Origin of the sequence: Robertkochia marina, from assembly GCF_004799345.1 — a bacterium.
Classification (GTDB): Bacteria; Bacteroidota; Bacteroidia; order Flavobacteriales; family Flavobacteriaceae; genus Robertkochia; species Robertkochia marina.
This window is the reverse complement of record NZ_SSMC01000001.1, coordinates 275,773-293,944: the sequence shown is the minus strand read 5'-3', so window position 1 is coordinate 293,944 and position 18,172 is coordinate 275,773. Positions and strand designations below refer to the sequence as shown.

Annotated in this window: 12 protein-coding genes; 9 read left to right on the top strand and 3 right to left on the bottom strand. The window is 45.7% G+C overall.

Annotated features, from left to right (window positions below; translation table 11 throughout):
- The first annotated feature begins 1 nt into the window (after nucleotide 1).
- Entirely contained in the window at nucleotides 2–538 is a 537-nt protein-coding gene (locus E7Z59_RS01195; RefSeq protein WP_136334467.1) for an RNA methyltransferase, read from the top strand.
- 148 nt (nucleotides 539–686) lie between these two features.
- Here the strand turns inward: E7Z59_RS01195 and folK are convergent, their stop codons facing one another.
- The gene (gene folK, locus E7Z59_RS01190; RefSeq protein WP_136334466.1) at nucleotides 687–1,823 is read right to left on the bottom strand and encodes a 2-amino-4-hydroxy-6-hydroxymethyldihydropteridine diphosphokinase; all 1,137 of its coding nucleotides are present in this window, start codon (nucleotides 1,821–1,823) and stop codon (nucleotides 687–689) included.
- Nucleotides 1,824–1,957: 134 nt separating this feature from the next.
- Between folK and sppA the strand changes: the two genes are divergently transcribed.
- The 3 genes from sppA to E7Z59_RS01175 are packed head-to-tail and all read left to right on the top strand — an operon-like array spanning nucleotide 1,958 to nucleotide 7,116.
- Nucleotides 1,958–3,718, top strand: a complete 1,761-nt coding sequence (gene sppA / locus E7Z59_RS01185; protein ID WP_136334465.1) for a signal peptide peptidase SppA — start codon at nucleotides 1,958–1,960, stop codon at nucleotides 3,716–3,718.
- A gap of 5 nt (nucleotides 3,719–3,723) precedes the next feature.
- Complete coding sequence (locus E7Z59_RS01180) at nucleotides 3,724–4,476, top strand: queuosine precursor transporter (protein WP_136334464.1); 753 nt, start codon at nucleotides 3,724–3,726, stop codon at nucleotides 4,474–4,476.
- A gap of 12 nt (nucleotides 4,477–4,488) precedes the next feature.
- Nucleotides 4,489–7,116, top strand: coding sequence for an AsmA-like C-terminal region-containing protein (locus tag E7Z59_RS01175; RefSeq protein ID WP_136334463.1), 2,628 nt, complete (start codon nucleotides 4,489–4,491; stop codon nucleotides 7,114–7,116).
- 60 nt (nucleotides 7,117–7,176) lie between these two features.
- Here the strand turns inward: E7Z59_RS01175 and E7Z59_RS01170 are convergent, their stop codons facing one another.
- Together E7Z59_RS01170 and E7Z59_RS01165 are read right to left on the bottom strand one after the other, a co-directional pair.
- Nucleotides 7,177–7,908 carry a LytR/AlgR family response regulator transcription factor gene (locus E7Z59_RS01170; protein WP_136334462.1) on the bottom strand — a complete coding sequence of 244 codons (732 nt, stop codon included), beginning with the start codon at nucleotides 7,906–7,908 and terminating at the stop codon, nucleotides 7,177–7,179.
- A complete protein-coding gene (locus tag E7Z59_RS01165) occupies nucleotides 7,908–8,981 on the bottom strand; it encodes a sensor histidine kinase (protein WP_136334461.1) in 1,074 nt (357 codons plus the stop codon). Before E7Z59_RS01165 ends, E7Z59_RS01170 begins: the two co-directional genes overlap by 1 nt.
- Nucleotides 8,982–9,208: 227 nt before the next feature.
- Between E7Z59_RS01165 and E7Z59_RS01160 the strand changes: the two genes are divergently transcribed.
- The 5 genes from E7Z59_RS01160 (at nucleotide 9,209) to E7Z59_RS01140 (ending at nucleotide 18,172) form a co-directional block, all read left to right on the top strand.
- Nucleotides 9,209–10,264: a carbohydrate-binding family 9-like protein gene (locus E7Z59_RS01160; protein ID WP_136335479.1), complete on the top strand. Its 1,056-nt coding sequence runs from the start codon at nucleotides 9,209–9,211 to the stop codon at nucleotides 10,262–10,264.
- Nucleotides 10,261–11,382 (top strand): putative glycoside hydrolase, encoded by a 1,122-nt coding sequence (locus tag E7Z59_RS01155; RefSeq protein WP_136334460.1) that lies wholly within the window; start codon nucleotides 10,261–10,263, stop codon nucleotides 11,380–11,382. Before E7Z59_RS01160 ends, E7Z59_RS01155 begins: the two co-directional genes overlap by 4 nt.
- A 2-nt stretch (nucleotides 11,383–11,384) precedes the next feature.
- Nucleotides 11,385–12,398 carry a N(4)-(beta-N-acetylglucosaminyl)-L-asparaginase gene (locus E7Z59_RS01150; protein WP_136334459.1) on the top strand — a complete coding sequence of 338 codons (1,014 nt, stop codon included), beginning with the start codon at nucleotides 11,385–11,387 and terminating at the stop codon, nucleotides 12,396–12,398.
- Nucleotides 12,399–12,417: 19 nt separating this feature from the next.
- On the top strand, nucleotides 12,418–14,829 hold the full coding sequence (locus E7Z59_RS01145) for a family 20 glycosylhydrolase (RefSeq protein WP_136334458.1): 2,412 nt from the start codon (nucleotides 12,418–12,420) through the stop codon (nucleotides 14,827–14,829).
- A gap of 199 nt (nucleotides 14,830–15,028) precedes the next feature.
- Entirely contained in the window at nucleotides 15,029–18,172 is a 3,144-nt protein-coding gene (locus tag E7Z59_RS01140; RefSeq protein WP_242015628.1) for a SusC/RagA family TonB-linked outer membrane protein, read from the top strand.

Genomic DNA, 18,172 nt, shown 5'->3' with positions numbered 1-18,172 from the left:
CATGCGTAAGTTAAAGAACAGCGAGCTTGACAGGCTTGACGTAGAAGCCTTTAAAAAGGCAGGGAAAACGCCCGTAATTGTGGTGCTCGATAATATTAGAAGCCTGAATAATATCGGTTCTGTTTTTCGCAGTGCAGATGCCTTTCGTATCGAAAAGATCATCTTGTGCGGTATCACCGCCCGCCCGCCTCACAAGGATATTCATAAAACAGCTTTGGGGGCTACCGAAAGTGTAGATTGGGCCTATGAAAAAGATTGTAAAAAGGTGGTGGAAGAACTTAAAGCTGCCGGGGTGGTTACCATTGCCGTGGAGCAGGCAGAGGGCGCCCATATGCTCAACGAGTTTTCGCCCAAAGCCGATGAAACCTATGCCCTTGTTTTTGGGAATGAGGTAAAAGGGGTGCAGCAGGAGGTGGTAAGTGCCTGCGATATGGTGGTCGAAATTCCTCAATATGGCACCAAACATTCATTGAATATCTCTGTAAGTGCCGGAATAGTGCTTTGGGATCTCTTTTCAAAAATTGAAGCCTTGAAGTAGGGGGTCTGAAAAGAAAAAAGCCCGAAAGATCGGGCTTCAAGGTTTAATTATAAGTAAAGTTAGCTAGTTTTCCAGGTCGTTAATGTTGCGCCTAAATAATGCAACCTTTGCCGTAAAACCAAAAAAAATGTCAAAAAAAACGGCAACCTTACCTTTTATCCCTAAAACCGTGTATTTCATCGATTATATATTGGTAATCCTGGGTGTTTTTAACAAAGTCCAGGTCGGTAATGTCAATAATTAAAGCATTTAATTGCGGCTGGGTTTTGATAAAATCCAGGTAAGCCTTGTTGATGTTCCTGAGGTATTCAGGGTCGATCTGTTGTTCATAGCTCCGACCTCTTTTTTTGATGTTTTCCAGCAGGCGTTCCGTGCTTTGGTAGAGGTAAATATAGATGTCGGGTTTGGTCACATCTTTATACATGAGGCTGAACAAGCGTCTGTAGAGCTTGAACTCCTCATCCTGTAAGGTCACCCTTGCAAATATCAAAGATTTATAGATGTCGTAATCGCTCACCATGAATGTTTTAAACAGGTCTTTTTGATTACTGTCATTCAGGAATTGCTGATACCGTTCGGCCAGGAAAGACATTTCCAGTGGGAAGGCATAACGGTCTTTGTCTTCGTAAAACCGCGGTAAAAATGGATTGTCTGCGAACTGTTCCAGCAGGAGTTTGCCATTAAAATCAGTAGACAGCATATTGGCCAGGGTGGTTTTGCCTGCCCCGATATTTCCTTCAATAGCTATATAGTTAAAGCCACTGAAATCGTTTAGTGTGCAAGTAAGACTTTTTGTGGTCTTGGTGAGGGTGCTGGTGTCAGCACATTCGTCTAATAGAGAGATGATATCCTTTTTAAAGACCGGGTGCTCTAATTCGGGAGCAATATCTGCAAGAGGCTGCAGGATAAATTTCCTGTCTTTAATGTGAGGATGAGGGATCTTTAATTCCGGTTCATCTATGATGGCACCATCGTAAAACAGAATATCAAGATCAATACTTCTTGGCTGGTACCCGGCTTCCGTTGTGCGAATCCTTCCCAGTGCTGTCTCAGCAGAGAGGAGTACTTCCAGGAGTTCCTGCGGGTGCAGTTCGGTGTCGAGGGTAAGGCAGGCATTTAAAAAATCATCTCCTTCAAAACCCCATGCCGGGGTTTCATAGACCGGAGAAACCTTTAAAACTTTTCCGGCTCGCTGCTTGATAAGACTTACTGCTTTCTTCAGATTTTCCAGCCGGTCCCCGGTGTTGCTGCCTAACGATATATGTGCCCTCTTGAACTGCTTCATCTTCGGGGCAAAGTAACTAAAAGAAATCTACAAAAGTTTATCTTTGTTAAGCTTGTTAATAAAAAAAAACGGGGGAGTGCCGGCTTATTTTACGGTCTGTAATTTGGTGTGGACTCCTTAATTAATTGATTGCTATGAATTTCCTTAGAAACCTCCTTGCTTCTATTCTCGGAACGATACTCGCTATCGGTATCCTTTTTATGTTCTTCCTTTTGATCATGGTTGGTGCAGCTGCCGGATCAGAGCCCGTGGTAAGAGTCAAGGATAACTCTATATTGCAAATATCACTTCAACGTCCTATTCCTGATTATGGAGGTCAGTTTCGTATAAACGATCTCGATTATGAATTTGAAGAATACATGGGGCTCAATCATATCATACGAGCAATAGATCACGCCGCAGAAGATAGCAAGATCAAGGGTATCAGTATTGTGAATCCAATGATCCAGTCGGGAAGCGCTACCACCCAGGCCATCCGAAAGGCCCTTGATCGTTTTAAGGAGTCAGGAAAGTTTGTCTATGCCTATGCCGAATTGTATTCTCAAAAGGATTACTGGCTGGCATCCGTGGCCGATTCAGTATACCTGAATCCGCAGGGGATATTTGATTTTCGGGGCTTGTCTTCCGAAGTTTTGTTCTTTGGAGATTTTCAGGACAAAAGCGGACTCCGTATGGAGGTGATACGTCACGGAAAATACAAAAGTGCCGTTGAGCCTTTTTTAGGCAATACTATGAGTGAAGAGAACAGGCAGCAGATCAGTGAGCTGCTTCACGGGTTATGGGGTGAGTATCTGAAAGATATTTCGGTAAGCAGGGATATTCCTGTAGAAACCCTTGAAACCTATGCTGATGAGTTGGCCGCAAGGACGCCCGAAATGGCGGTTCAAAACGGATTTGCAGACAGACTTCTTTACGTTGATGAGTACAGGGGTATTTTGAAGGAAGCACTTGGTGCCGATCCTTCTGATGATATAGAGACCATTGGGATGGAAGATTATGCAGAATACGCCGCCCGTAAGCGTTCAAGGGACAGCAATCGTATTGCGGTGGTGTATGCCCAGGGGGATATAGGATACGGAGAAGGGTCGCAAGACATGATAGCCCAGGGCATTATGTATAAGTCGTTGAAGGACGCACGGGATGACGACCGGGTAAAAGCCATCGTGCTAAGAATAAATTCTCCGGGCGGATTGGCCCTGACCTCCGATCTGATCTGGCGAGAAGTAGCCATCACCTCAGAACAAAAGCCGGTGATCATTTCCATGGGTAATTATGCAGCCTCCGGAGGCTATTATATTGCAGCAGGCGGAGATCGAATATTTGCTGAGCCAACCACTATTACAGGGTCTATCGGGGTCTTTGTGACCATTCCCAATGTAAGGGATCTCGCCGAAAAATGGGGTATTAACGCAGAACAGGTAACCACCAATCGTTATTCAACGGGGTACAGTTTGTTCGAAGAACCTTCAGAGGCATTCAGAACCTATTCTAAAGAGTCTATAGAAAGAGATTATGAGCACTTTTTAGAGATCGTTGCAGAGGCGCGTGATATGTCTGTTGGAGAGGTTGACGAGGTGGCCCAGGGGAGGGTGTGGACCGGTACTCAGGCCCTGGAAAAAGGTCTCGTTGATGAGTTGGGGTCTTTGCAGGATGCTGTTGCTTATGCCGCAGACCAAGCCGGTGTTTCTTCTTACACTACGGTAGATTATCCGGTGTATGAGTCTAATTTTCTTGATGCCCTGAATGATATAGGTATCGGATTCTTTAATACCCGCGAAGAGGTATTGAAACAGGAACTGGGCGCTGAGGTGTATGATCTGATGATGCGTATTAAACATCTGGCTTCCATGAAGGGAGTGCAGGCCAGAATGCCTTATGAATTGAAAATACAATAGCCTTTATGGATATTAGAAAGAAACGCCTTGCGTTTAAGGTCTATCTCTACCTGGGAGCCCTGTTCATTACCTCTCTTGTAGTTTCTAATTTGATCTTCCAAAAATTCTTTTTTTGGTACCCCTTTGCAGAAGATGCTCAACTATTCGGAGCCCCTTTGTTTGAATTGTCGGTGGGTATTCTTCCTTACCCTCTAACCTTTCTTATTACAGACCTGATCTCAGAGATCTACGGTCAAAAAAAGGCAAACCAGGTGGTTACTGCCGGTATCTTTGCTTCCTTGTTCTCCATGCTTATTATTTTTATTGCCGATGTGGCTCCGGCCAATTCCTGGTCTCCTGTGGGCGATGAATTGTTTAGCACTGTCTTTGCACTTTCGCCCGTGGCGGTTCTGGCTTCCATGCTGGCCTACCTGTTTGCGCAATATATTGATATAGGTATTTATCACTTCTGGAAACGACTCACCAAGGGAAAGTATCTCTGGCTTCGAAATAATTTCTCAACCTTCAGTTCGCAATTCGTAGACACCTTTACCGTTATATTTTTACTGTGTGTGTTTGGAGTGCTTCCGTGGAATAGTTTTTACGGACTGGTGGTTAGCGGATTTATCTTTAAGGTGATAATCGCAGCCCTGGATACCCCTCTTTTGTATCTTTTTGTTTACCTTTTGAGGAGGTGGTTCGGTCTTGGGTTTAATGAGGAGGTCGATCTCGGATTCCAGCTCATTGAACCGGTGAATACAAAAATTGAGAATTATTAAACATAGCCCCTTATGAAAAAGATATTCAAAATAATGGCAATTGCCAGTTTGGCACTGCTGCTGCTGGTAATAGCGGTGCCCTTCCTGTTTAAGGATAAGCTGGCCGATTCGGTGCGGCGTCAGATCAATAACAGGGTCAATGCTACGGTGAACTTTAGTGATGCAGATCTTCTTTTGCTGCGTAACTTTCCGTCCTTGTCCCTGGAGGTTGATGATCTCAGTATCGTGAATAAAGCCCCATTTGAAGGAGATACGCTTTTAACGGCAAAACGACTATTTGTAGATCTTCCCTGGAAAACGATCTTTTCCGGCGGGGTAGATGCTTTTACGGTGTCTCATTTTGAAGTTGAAGAGGCGGGAGTGTACCTGGTTTCTGATGAAGAAGGTCGGGTAAATTATGATATTGCAAAAGAGGATGAAGCCGGAAGCGATCGTGTTGAAGAGGAATCCTCATCTCCTGTTTTGAGTCTTGAGCGTTACGAGCTCAATAATGTGAACCTGGTCTATAAGGACCTTAAGGAGAACTATTATGTAAAACTTGATAGTGTTTATCATAAAGGTTCAGGAGATCTTTCTTCTGCCAACTCAGTGCTCAGTACCGAAACCAGTGCCTTATTTACATTCGTATCTGAAGAGACCGCCTATCTCAACAGGAACCCGGTAGACTGGAAGGCGGATATAGAAATGGACCTCGACAATATGGAGTTTACCTTCAAAGACAACACGGCGCATATTAACCGGCTGCCGTTGGTTTTTGAAGGAGGTATTGCCATGCCCGATGAAGGGATAGATATGGACCTCAGGTTTAGTACACCTTCCACAGATTTCACGCAATTCCTGTCTTTAATACCTGAGAAATATTCAGGAGATCTTGAAGGTATTGATGCAAGGGGAGAATTTGCCCTTGCAGGTGAGGTGAAAGGGATGCTTACCGACGATCGTATTCCTTATTTCGATATTGATATGAAGGCGTCTGATGCTTACTTTAAGTATGCAGACATGCCCCTTGCCATGGAAGAGATCACTCTGAGAAGTAAACTGGCAAATACCACGGCCAACCCCAAAGACACCTATATGCAAATGGATACCCTTCACTTTAAGCTCGCAGGAGATAGGCTGGATATGCATATGATGGCTGAAGAATTGGGAGGTAATCCAAGGGTGGATATGAATGCCGTAGGAGTGCTGAACCTTGAGAACTTTTCAAGACTCATGCCGGCAGGTACCCTGGAGAAATTACAGGGGGTATTGAAGGTTGATATGCGTTCAAGATTTGATATGAAGTCTGTAGAGGAGGAAGCTTACGACAAGATCAATAATCAGGGAAGCCTTGAGGTGCGTAATATGAAATTCACAACCGAATACCTTCCGAAGGAGGTGCTGGTGGAAAATGCTCAAATGAAGCTTAACAGTAAATCCATGATGCTCACTTCTTCCAGCCTTCGCACCGGGAAATCAGATCTTAAGCTGTCGGGTAGAATTGATGACTATTTGCATGCGCTTTCTGATGAAGGTGTCATCAAGGGACAACTTACCATGAATTCTTCCCATTTGGAGGTGGCAGATTTGATGGCATCAGAAGACGAAGGAATTGAGGAGGGTGACGGAGGGATTTCCGCCGAAGGCAAGTCGCAAAAAGATACTGAACCTTTGTTGCCGGCCAACCTCGACCTGATCATAGCCGGAACGGCCAACGAGGTGGTTTATGATGATATTGAGCTGAGTAATGCCAGGGCAAGAATGCACCTGGCAGATCAGACCCTTGAGATAGAAGAGCTCAGCTCTGCTGTGTTTGGAGGGCGTGTAAAATTGAATGGAAAACTGGGTGGAGCAACAGCGGCTCCCGATTATCAAATGAACCTCCAGGCTTCTGAATTTGATATTGCTTCCTCCTTTGCTCATATGGACCTGTTGAAGGCTTTGATGCCGCTGGCCAGAGCTTTGGAGGGTGAATTGAATGGGAACATCAGTCTCTCGGGACTTCTCAGTTCAGACCTGACCCCGGTTTTAAATTCCCTGAACGGGAGTATGCAGGGTGGATTATCTGTTGAGGAGGTTAAGAAAGATCAGATAGGATATGTTCAATCGCTGAATAATACCTTTTCGCTGGTAGACCTGACCAAGCTCAGTGGAAAGGAGCTTGCGGGTAAATTGGATTTTAACGATGGCAAAGTGGCTCTTAAGCCTGTGAAGATGTCTTTTAATGGGATGGATGCTGCCCTAAGCGGCACCCATCAATTTGACGGGAGGATGGACTATACCCTCACCCTTCAGGTGCCTGCATCCTATCTGGGGAGTGATGTGACCAAGTTGGCGTCCTCTCTCAATATCAAGGATCTTGATAAACGCACCGTGCCTGTAGATATCCTGATCGGAGGGGCCATCAAGCAGCCTACATTTACCACCAACCTCGACAAGGCTACGGCTAATTTTGTGGCCCAACTTACCAAAGAACAAAAGGAGCAGCTTGTAGAGAAAGGAAAGGGCGAGTTAAGCAACCTGGTGAACCAGGCACTGGGGACTAAAAAAGACAGTACTGCCAAAGAGGATGGGAAAAATGATGCGGTTAAAAACGCAGCGAATGATATCCTGAATAACCTGTTTAAAAAGAAGAAGGATACGACAAAAACCAAGCAGTAATATTTCTGGGATTCAGGGGGTGAATGCACCCCCTGTCTTTTCCAGGTCGATTATTGCAGATCAGGCACCCTCTTCAGAGTTTTCCGTTTGAAAAATGATATTTTTGGCTTCTGTGAGGTAGCTTCTGCCAATGGTGTACCGTTTGCCACAAATTTCAAGGCTGTTTCCCTCTACCACATCGATCTTATCCAGGGAAACAGTTACCGACCGGTGAATGCGAATAAACTGGTCAGAAGGGAGCTCATCTGTGAAATTACTTAGGGTCTGATGTACTATATAGCGGCCTTTTTCGGTAATGATCCGGATATAGTCTTTAAGACTTTCAACCACAATGATCTCATCCAGGTATATTTTCTGTAGTTTTTTCTTGTCGATCTTTATGAACTTGAAAGGCCGGTTAGCGCTGCTTTGCTGGCTGGCGAGCGGCAGTTCATTCCCGATCCGGGTTCTGGCTTTTTCAACAGCCTTTACAAATCGGGGGAAGGCTACCGGTTTGAGAAGGTAATCTACTACCTCGAGTTCGTAGCCCTCCAGGGCATATTGGTCATAGGCCGTGATCAGGATCACCTTAGGACTAAAATCAAAGTTCTTTAAAAAGCTAAGCCCGTCTAACATGGGCATATTAATGTCCAGAAATACCAGGTCAACCTCGTGATCCCTGAGATAGTCAGCGGCCTTTATGGCGCTGTTAAATGTGGCGCTCACCTCCAGGGAGTCCATTTCAGAAATGTATTGACGGATCACATTGATCGCCAGGGGTTCATCATCAATAATTACACAGGTTAAATGCATTAGGCCGGTATTTTTAAGGTTACAATATATTCCTGATTTTCTATATAATTCTTTAATTCATACGACCCTTTCGGGTATCCAAGTTCCAGTCTTTTTTTAACGTTGCTCAAACCGATGCCTCCCCCTATTGGCGGTGGTGTGCTGTTTGCATCTCCGGCCAACGTGTTCGTAGCCTTGAAATGAATTTCATCGTCCTTAACCCTGAAGAGAATATTAATGAAGGTTTTTTCAAGATTTTTTGATGCCCCATGCTTGAAGCAATTCTCTATAAAGGAGATCATGAGCATTGGAGGAACTTTTTTGTCGTCCGGGTTGCCTTCTATCTCCAGGTTAACCGAAACCTGTTCATCATACCTGATCTTTTCCAACTCCAGGTAGTTTTGAATACATTCGATCTCTTTTCTCAAACAGTGTTTCCTCCCTTTGGTCTGGTAGAGAAGATAACGCATCAGGTTCGAGAGCCGGAGGATGATCTCAGGGGCTTTATCTGATTTGCTTATGGTAAGGGCGTAGATGTTGTTCAGGGTATTAAAAAAGAAGTGGGGAGAGATCTGTGCTCTCAGAAAGCGCAATTCCGTTTCGAGCTGTTCCTTTTCCAGGCTGGTAGCTCTCTGATTTTCCCTTAACCATTCTATAGTGATTTTTATCGCCGTTACGAACGATACCACATACACCTCGCCTAAGATCATGGTGATCATGTAGTTTGGAGTGAGGCTGTCTGTGTATTCCGGGCCCTCGGGCCAAACGTTATTGCTGATAAAATGATAAGTAATTTGAAATTTCAGATACATCATCCCCCAGATCACGCCCAGTAAAATGATAAAGAAGCTCCAGTATTTTTTCTTTGGGATAAGTACAGGAATGAGGTAATACAGGGTCAGGTAACAAATGATGACATGGATGGGAAATTCTACCAGGTTCCCCTTGAGCGAAAAAAGGAGGTCGTCATAATAAAAGCCCCACCTTATGGTATTGAACAGAAAATAGGCCACCCAGAAAAGAATGTGGTGCCAGACCGGCGAGCTGTGTCTGAAGTATTGGTTGTTTAGCAGTTTGGGTTTAGAGATTTTCATGCAGACTTTGGGGGATGTGTCAGCTCTGCAGCAATATTGGTGTTTAGCTTTTCAGAGTAGTTGTTGGTCTAAATTTTGGTTGCGTTGTGTTTAAAAATATGAATATTTATAACAAACAGACAAATATTTTGAACATGCCTCAAAAATTTGAGTGCCGGCATTGCGAATTTGCTAATATTTTAAGGTCGTCGGGAAACTTGAGAGCAAATATCTTCCTGAATTTGCTTATGCTCTTTTTGTTTCATTCCATACAGAACCTGGGGTTTGCGCAGGATGGAGTGCTCATGGAACCGCGTTCTTACGTGGCGGAGTATACCGCAGAGGCTCTTAACATTGACGGGGTGGCAGAAGAGGTTGCCTGGAAAATGGCTTCGTTTTCAGAACCATTTATAGATATTGAAGGATATGAGGTTCCCCCCTATCAAACCAGGGTGAAAATGCTCTGGGATAACCGCTACCTGTATATCTATGCGCAAATGGAGGAACCCCACGTTTGGGGCACTCTGAAACTTCGTGATACCGTGATCTTTTACAACAATGATTTCGAAGTATTTATTGATCCCGATGGAGATACCCATGAGTATTATGAGTTGGAGGTGAATGCACTGAACACCCTTTGGGACCTGCTTTTGGTTAAACCCTACCGCAATGGAGGGAGTGTTATTGACAACTGGGATATAAAGGGTATTCAAAGCGCTGTGGCGATCGATGGCACCCTGAATGATTCCGGTGATAAAGATACCGGTTGGAGTGTTGAAATGGCGCTTCCCTGGGATGTGCTTGAGGAGGCTGCCCACGGACCGGTACCTCCCGAAGGTCGGTTTTGGAGAATGAATTTCTCGAGGGTTAATTGGGATTTTCAGCTTTCTGATGGAAGGTATTCCAGAAAGAAAGATGAGCAGGGAAAGTATCTTCCTGAGTACAACTGGGTATGGTCTCCCCAGCAAGTGATCAATATGCACGAGCCTGAGCGCTGGGGCTATGTATATTTTAATCCGGAGAACGAAACAACGGTATACTCCATTCCGGGAGAAGAGCGCCTGAAATGGGAATTGTACGCTGTTTACAGGGATCTGCTTGACAAGGATGGAAAGGACGGCATCTCCGGAGATCTTGATTTAAATGAAGTTGGAGCGATCACCTTCAGGGAGGCAAACCTGCCCGTAGTATTACACTATAATGATGCCGGTTGGTACATCAGTTGCAAAAGTCCCATTAGTGGAAATTTGCTCATGATCGGCCGCGACGGTAAATTCACTATCAATACACCTACAGATCAATGATAAAAAAAGCATTACTACTTACCATTTCTCTATGGTGCCTCTGGGCTTGTTCCGAGAATAAAAAAATAGCTGTTAACTCCATGGAAGACTCCGGAGAGTCTTTTAAGTTTTGGGCCTGGATGGGGGCGTCTCCGGAAAAACCTGATTCTGCATATGTTTCAGAATTCAGGAAATTCAGTAAGTCCGGTATCGACGCTGTACTCATAAATACGAATACGGATACGACCCTGCTGTCCAGGCTCACTCCCCTGGCTATAAAGGAAGGCCTGGAAGTACACGCATGGTTTATGGCCATGAATCGTCCAGGAGATTCAATTGCCCTGCAGCACCCGGAATGGTATGCAGTGAGTCGCGAGGGTAATTCCTGTTTTGATACCCGTCCCTATGTAGATTACTATCAGTGGTTATGTCCGTCAAGGAAAGAGGCCCGCGAACATGTATTACGTCTTGCCGAAAATCTTGCCAGGGTGCAGGGTATTACCAGCGTTCACCTGGATTATATAAGGTATTCAGATATTTTTCTTCCGGTTGGACTCTTGCCGAAATATGATCTTGAGCAGGAAGAAGAGCTTCCCGAATTTGATTTTTGCTATTGCGATACCTGTATAGAAATGTTTAAGGAAGAACATCACAAAGATGTCAGGGCATTAAACAACCCTGCTATAGATATGGAGTGGAAGCAATTTCGCCTGAACCGGATCAAGAAGGTGGTAGATGAAGCCTACGATCGCGTTCATGCTCATGGTAAGAAATTAACGGCCGCTGTATTTCCATACCCTGAAATGGCAGATCTTATGGTGCGTCAGCGATGGGATAAATGGAAGATCGATATGGTATTGCCCATGGTGTATCACAACTTCTACAATGAAGAGATCGATTGGATAGGCTATGCCACCGGCCAGGGTGTTGAAGATTTGAGGGGGAATAATACCGAGTTGCATACAGGAGTGTTTCTTCCCGAACTCACCCCGGATGAATTGAGACAGGCCATCACGGAAGCACGGGATAACGGTGCAAAAGGTGTTGCCTTGTTCGATGCCGGTGCCTTGAAACCCGGGCACCTGGAAGTACTGAAGGCCTATGATAAAAATGAACAAGTAAAGTCTCGAAACCACTAACCATGAAAAGAAGGAATTTTATTCAAAATGCTGCACTGGGGGCTATCGGCCTTAGTGCTTTACAGTCTCGTGGCAATTCCTTGACAGAAAGTGCAGGGAATCCTGCTGCCGGGAGTCTTCAGGAGTCTCAACCAACATCTCCTGTAGTGATCTCTACTTGGAATCATGGTTTGCCGGCCAATGAAGCAGCCTGGAACATATTGGGGGAAGGAGGGAAGGCTCTTGATGCGGTGGAGGCAGGCGTGAGAACTGCCGAGGCAGATCCTGAAGTGAGTAGTGTTGGGTATGGAGGATGGCCTGACCGGGATGGGGTGGTTACCCTGGATGCCTGTATTATGGATCACAACAGCAACGCCGGGTCTGTGGCTTTTCTGCAACATATAAAGCACCCGATATCTGTGGCCAGGAAGGTGATGGAGAAAACTCCTCATGTAATGCTTGCAGGAGAGGGGGCCTTGCAGTTTGCCCTGCAGGAAGGCTTCCATAAAGAAGAATTACTCACTGAGAAAGCTCTTGAAGCCTATAATAAATGGCGGAAAACATCGAACTATAAGCCGGTGATCAATATTGAAAACCACGATACCATTAGCATGCTCGCCCTCGATAAGGAAGGCAACCTTGCCGGTGCCTGTACCACTAGTGGGGCGGCATGGAAAATGCACGGCAGGATCGGCGATTCTCCCCTGATAGGATCCGGACTTTTTCTCGACAACGAAGTCGGTGCTGCTGCAGCCACGGGCCTGGGAGAGGCCATCATTAAAACTGCCGGAAGCGCTATGGTGGTAGAATTGATGCGTTCGGGAGCAAGCCCTGAAGAGGCGTGTAAAACCATCACCAACAGGATCGCTCATATCTATAAAGGCTCTCCTGAAATGGAATACCTGCAGGTAGGATTTATTGCCATGAGTAAGGATGGAACCTACGGCTCTTTTTGTCTGCGTTCCGGGTTTAACTATGCCGTCAGATCTTCTGAGATCTCCAATTCGCTCATCGATGCTTCCTATAAGATAAAATGACCTTAACCAACTCACTTTAATGAAATATTTACTGCTATTATTTGTGCTGCTCAGTATGGGCTGCCGGGAACGCTCTGCCCGATCTGAAGAAAACGCCCTCCTGGTTGAATGGGAACTTCGCGAAAATCGTATGGATGATGAAGATAAATGGTTGTCGGTATTCAGGCTTGTAAACAGGACTCCACAACCCCTGAGCTCCTCCTGGGAATTGTTCTTTAACCATTCTCCCGGAAGGCTGGTCGATACCCTCGCTTCTGAGGAGTACGGGTATGAGATGAGGCACTGGGCCGGAGATCTCTACAGCATAACTCCCATAGATAAAAGTCTGAGGCTTGAGGTTGGGGATACCCTTGATATTCCTCTTATTGCCAATGGAACCATCATTAAGAACAGCGATGCTCCTGCCGGAATTTACCTGGTGATTGACGGGAATGATGAAAGGGTGATCTACCCGGAGTATCATCCCATTCCTATAGGTAAGGATGTTACATTATTTAAGGGTCGTACTCAGGTTATTCCGGATACTCCCGAAGAGCGGTATCGTACCTATGCTTCCTTAGAAGTATTACAAAAAGATGAGTTGAGTCCAATTACCCCGGAGCCTGTATCATGGAAGCTCAGAAAAGAGTCCATGGTTCTGAATGACGAAGTAAAGATCTGGGGTGCATTTGCCCTTAAGAATGAAATTGATCACCTCAAGGAATTCTTTCAAAATTCTTTCCGGCTAAAAGTAAATGAGATTACAGAAGAAGGTCAAAAGACAGATGGGATCGGACTTTTTCTGGATCCTTCGTTGGGAGAGGAAGAATACCACCTGGACATCGGGAAAAGCGGTGGCAAAATATCCGGTGGAAGCAGGGCTGCCGTTTTTTATGGGATTACCTCCCTGAAATCCCTAATCCTTAAAAAAGACGGCTATCTGGAATTACAAGGCGCCCTTATTCATGATTTTCCTGCTCATAATTACCGGGGGATGCATCTTGATGTGGCAAGGAACTTTTCTGAAGAGGAGGCTGTTCTGGAACTGCTGGATCAGATGGGGAGGCTAAAATTGAACACCTTTCATTTTCACCTGACCGATGACGAAGGGTGGCGTATAGAGATTCCCGGCCTGGAGGAACTTACACGGGTGGGAGCGGTTCGCCAACATACCCGGGATGAGATTAACGGACTTCACCACCAGTACGGATCGGCAACAACCACTTCGGGAAGTGGTTATTATTCGAGAGAAGCCTACATCAGAATATTAAAATACGCCGCCGAACGGCATATTGAGGTCATTCCTGAGATCGATCTTCCCGGACATGCCAGGGCGGCCATTGTGGCTATGAAGGCCAGAGAGAAAACCCTGCTTTCTTTAGGGGAGGAAGAAAAAGCCCGGGAATTTCTCCTCCATGACCCCGAGGATAACTCTTCATATTTATCCGTTCAAAATTATGACGATAACGTGGTCAATGTTTGTATGCCCTCCCTTTACACCTTTGTCGAAAAAGTGGTGTCCGAGCTGGAAGCAATGCATCGGGAATCAGGGACTCCCTTAAAGACCCTTCATATCGGAGGAGATGAAGTTCCTGTGGGCGTATGGGAGCAGAGTGCAGCCTGTTTGAATTTATTCCCCGGTCAAGAGGATGTGGTAAACCTGGCTAAGTTGTATTTCATTAATAACGTGAGCAAGATCCTGGAGCGTAAAAATATTCGAATGGCGGGTTGGGAAGAGATCGGACTACTTCATGAAGAAGGAGTTAAGAAGATCAATACAGCTCTGGCCACTCTAAACCCACCCCTGCTGTATCATTGGCATAATGCATCTACAGAAGGAAGCAGATTGGGGGAAGAACTGGCAGAGGCGGGTTACCCGGTAATTTTGAGTCATGTAACCCATCTGTATTTTGATATGGCTTATTCTTCCCATCCTGAAGACCGCGGTTTTTACTGGGGAGGATTTGTAGATACGAGAAGAGTCTTCAATTTCGAATTCCTCCCCTCATTTCATAAGGTGGAAGGTATCCAGGGGCAGCTTTGGTCTGAATTGATACACGACAAGGCAGCATTGCAATATGCGATATACCCGAAACTTTTCGCTCTGGGAGAACGCGCCTGGAAAGGTAATCCAAGAGCAGAAAAAGATGTAGCCTGGAACAGGTTTGCCAATCGCCTTGTACAATGGGAGCTCCCGCGTTTGGATGAGGATGAGATTGCCTACCGGATTCCTCCGCCAGGAGGCTTTATTAAAAACGACTCCCTGTATTTGAATACCGCATTTCCCGGGATGGATATAAGATACCTTGAAGCAGATAAAACCGACATGGCAGCAACCTATTCAGGTCCGGTTCCGGTAAAAGGAAAGGTCAGGGCCATAACCGTGAATCGCTTCGGGAGAAGCAGCAGGCCTGTCGTTATTGAGGAAGTTTCCAAAGGTTTCAAAGATTAAACCACCGGGGAGTTTCTTTTAACGATTTGTCTTAAGATGAGCACACTATGAATTTTTTATGGAGTAAACTTCAAGTTGTTCAGAACTTACGGTAAGTTGTTGGTCGAAAAAACTTTCAATTTTATCTATGTATAATCACATTTAGGTTCCATAACAACCAGCTAACGAGTAATCAGAACTTTAAATTTAAATCAATTCTATGTCACGAACTTTTCAAAGCTTAATGTTTTGTGCAGTCCTCTGTCTTTCGCAATGGGCCGCAGCACAATCTCAGGCGATTACCGGAACGGTGGTCAGTGAGGGAGATGGTGTGCCATTACCCGGTGTGACTGTTTCCCTAAAGGGATCCGCCTCCGGGACGTCTACTGATTTTAATGGTAATTATACCATTGAAGCCGGCCGGGATGCCGTCCTGGTATTTTCATATGTGGGCTTTACTACCCGGGAAATACCTGTGGAAGGGCAGTCGGTTATTAATGTAAGTTTACAGGAAGATACCCAGCAATTAGATGAGGTGGTAGTAACTGCTCTTGGGGTATCACGCGAAAAAAAGGCCCTGGGATATGCAGTTTCTGAATTGCAGAACGAGGACCTGACCACCGCTAAAGAACCCAACGTGGTGAATTCATTATCCGGTAAGGTTGCCGGGGTAGTGGTCACCCAATCTACTTCCGGTCCTGCCGGGGGAGCCAGGGTGGTGATCAGGGGTAACAACTCGATCACAGGAAATAACCAACCCTTGTATGTGGTAGATGGTATTCCGATCGATAACTCCGGATTCGGATCTGCTGCAGGCGCCAATACTTCAGAATTTAGCAGGGCCGATTACGGTACCGGTATTTCTGATATCAACCCCGAAGATATTGAAACCATGACCATTCTTAAAGGGCCGAACGCCGCTGCACTTTACGGTTCGAGGGCGAGTAACGGGGTTATTCTTATCACCACCAAAAAAGGAACCGCCGGACGAGGGATCGGGGTTACGATTAATTCTTCAGCCACGGTTGATACACCACTGCTTTTACCCGAGTTTCAAAACCAGTACGGTCGGGGTAGCCAGGGGAATTTCCCGCAGATCCCAGCAGGAGGTACCTTCGAAGAACAGGTAAATGCCGTAAAGAGTAATAGTTCATGGGGGCCTGCCTTTGATGGTTCTTCCCAGTTTTATTACACAGGAGAGGACAGGCCGTATGAGGCACAACCTGATAATGTGGAGGACTTTTTCAGAACGGGAACAACCTTCATAAATGCGGTTACTCTTACCGGAGGAAATCAGGACTCTAATGTGCTGTTCTCTTATACCCACACTGATGCCAATTCCATTCTCCCTAACTCTGAGGTGGTAAGACACAACTTTAATTTGCGTGGATTTACCAAGTTATCTGAGAAGTTCACCCTTGATTCTAAAGTGACCTATTTTGAGCAGGATGCGCAGAACAGGGCTACTCAGGGTACCGAAGGAGTGCTTGCCTATGTGTATACCATGCCGAGAAATGTAGTGCTCAATGATGTAAAGCGTTTCCAGGATCTTGAGAATCCGGTAAACCCGGCTGCACCGTACAATGTGATCTCCTGGGGAACTTCTGGAAACCCTTACTGGATCCTGGAGAATGATATCAACCAGGATACCAGGAAGAGGATCACGGGGTTTGCTAAAATTGATTATCAGTTCACCGATTGGCTTTCGGCTTTTGCCAGGATCGGTACCGATATGGTGAAGCAGGATATATTTACGGCCAACCAGTTCGGACATCACTTCAACCAGGAAGGAGCGCTCTTCATTAACGAAAATACCGTGGGAGAGACCAACGCTGATTTCCTGATCACGGCCAATAAAAATATCACAGAGAAACTGAATCTTAATGCCAGTTTCGGAGGTAACCACTCGTACAGAACCTATAAGGGTATCGGGATCAACGGACGAGGGTTTAAGATACCTACCCGAATCACGGTATCGAACCTGCAGGACCCTATGCAATCCTATGTACCCCTGCAGGAAAAGAAGGTAAACTCCCTCTATGGAGCTGCTTCTTTTGCCTGGGATAACTTCCTGTATCTTGACCTTACCGGTAGAAATGACTGGTCTTCCACCTTATCAGAAGATAACCGCTCCTATTTCTATCCATCAGCGAGTTTTAGTTTTATTCCTTCAACAGCCTTTGATTTCCAGGGTACAGCCATCGACTTTCTTAAGTTAAGAGCGAGTTGGGCACAGGTAGGTAACGATACCGGGGTTTATCAGCTTACAGAAACCTTTAACCTTGCCGCCAACGGGTATCTCGGGCTTACACAGATTTCAAGACCGGATGTAAGAGCTAATGAAAACCTGCGTCCGGAAGAAGTGACCTCCATCGAATTTGGGGTAGAGTTCAGGATGTTCGAAAACAGACTCTTCCTGGATGCTTCTTACTACGATATTCGATCGCGTGACCTGATCTTTGATGTGCCGGTTCCGCAGTCTACAGGATATAGTTTCTTCCGTGAGAATGTAGGGGAGCTTACCAATAAAGGATTTGAACTCCTGATGGGAGGAACTCCCGTTCGAACAGAAGATTTCAGCTGGGAGATCTCAGCCAATATCGCAAAGAATGAAAACAAGCTGACAGAGCTTATCGAAGACCTGGATAATTTCTCCTTTACCGGAAACAACGCCGGTACCGTTAAGGTACAAGCCACCGTAGGGGGAGGTTTCGGAGAGATCTGGGGTACAGATTATAAGCGAGTTCAAGACGGGCCTAATGCCGGAGCCCTTATTTTAGATAATGCCGGGAGGCCACAGGGCTCAGATGAGTTGGTAAAGCTCGGAAATTACCAGCCGGATATGATAGGAGGTATCACCAATTCTTTTGATTACAGGAATTTCGGATTCCGTTTCCTTGTCGATTACCGAATCGGAGGAGAGGTGTTCTCGGGTACAGATGCCGCTCTTGACGCTTCGGGAGTTTCAGAAAGAACCCTGCAGTATCGTGAAGATGGAGTGGTGCTGGACGGGTTTGTAGATGATGGAGCCGGAAACCTGACTCCCAATGCTACCTCGATTACAGCACAACAATACTGGGGCAGCGTTAGCGGGATCGCTTCCAATTACGTGTATTCTCAGACCAATGTGAGGCTGCGCGAAGTAGCCCTGACCTATAATTTCCCGGCCAAGATGCTAGAGCGCACCTTCCTAAGTGGTGCCTCGGTTAGCCTTACAGGAAGAAACCTCTTCTTTATATACAAGGAGATGGATAATTTTGATCCGGAATCCAGCTTTTCTACCAGCAACTTTGCCCAGGGGGTATTGTATAACAACCTGCCCACTACCAGAAGTGTAGGTATGAATGTTAATCTTAAATTTTAA

Excerpts from the sequence above, each read along its gene's own strand:
- E7Z59_RS01195 (WP_136334467.1), top strand. The coding sequence starts at position 2 with ATGCGTAAGTTAAAGAACAGCGAGCTTGACAGGCTTGACGTAGAAGCC.
- folK (WP_136334466.1), bottom strand. The coding sequence starts at position 1,823 with ATGAAGCAGTTCAAGAGGGCACATATATCGTTAGGCAGCAACACCGGG.
- sppA (WP_136334465.1), top strand. The coding sequence starts at position 1,958 with ATGAATTTCCTTAGAAACCTCCTTGCTTCTATTCTCGGAACGATACTC.
- E7Z59_RS01180 (WP_136334464.1), top strand. The coding sequence starts at position 3,724 with ATGGATATTAGAAAGAAACGCCTTGCGTTTAAGGTCTATCTCTACCTG.
- E7Z59_RS01175 (WP_136334463.1), top strand. The coding sequence starts at position 4,489 with ATGAAAAAGATATTCAAAATAATGGCAATTGCCAGTTTGGCACTGCTG.
- E7Z59_RS01170 (WP_136334462.1), bottom strand. The coding sequence starts at position 7,908 with ATGCATTTAACCTGTGTAATTATTGATGATGAACCCCTGGCGATCAAT.
- E7Z59_RS01165 (WP_136334461.1), bottom strand. The coding sequence starts at position 8,981 with ATGAAAATCTCTAAACCCAAACTGCTAAACAACCAATACTTCAGACAC.
- E7Z59_RS01160 (WP_136335479.1), top strand. The coding sequence starts at position 9,209 with ATGCTCTTTTTGTTTCATTCCATACAGAACCTGGGGTTTGCGCAGGAT.
- E7Z59_RS01155 (WP_136334460.1), top strand. The coding sequence starts at position 10,261 with ATGATAAAAAAAGCATTACTACTTACCATTTCTCTATGGTGCCTCTGG.
- E7Z59_RS01150 (WP_136334459.1), top strand. The coding sequence starts at position 11,385 with ATGAAAAGAAGGAATTTTATTCAAAATGCTGCACTGGGGGCTATCGGC.
- E7Z59_RS01145 (WP_136334458.1), top strand. The coding sequence starts at position 12,418 with ATGAAATATTTACTGCTATTATTTGTGCTGCTCAGTATGGGCTGCCGG.
- E7Z59_RS01140 (WP_242015628.1), top strand. The coding sequence starts at position 15,029 with ATGTCACGAACTTTTCAAAGCTTAATGTTTTGTGCAGTCCTCTGTCTT.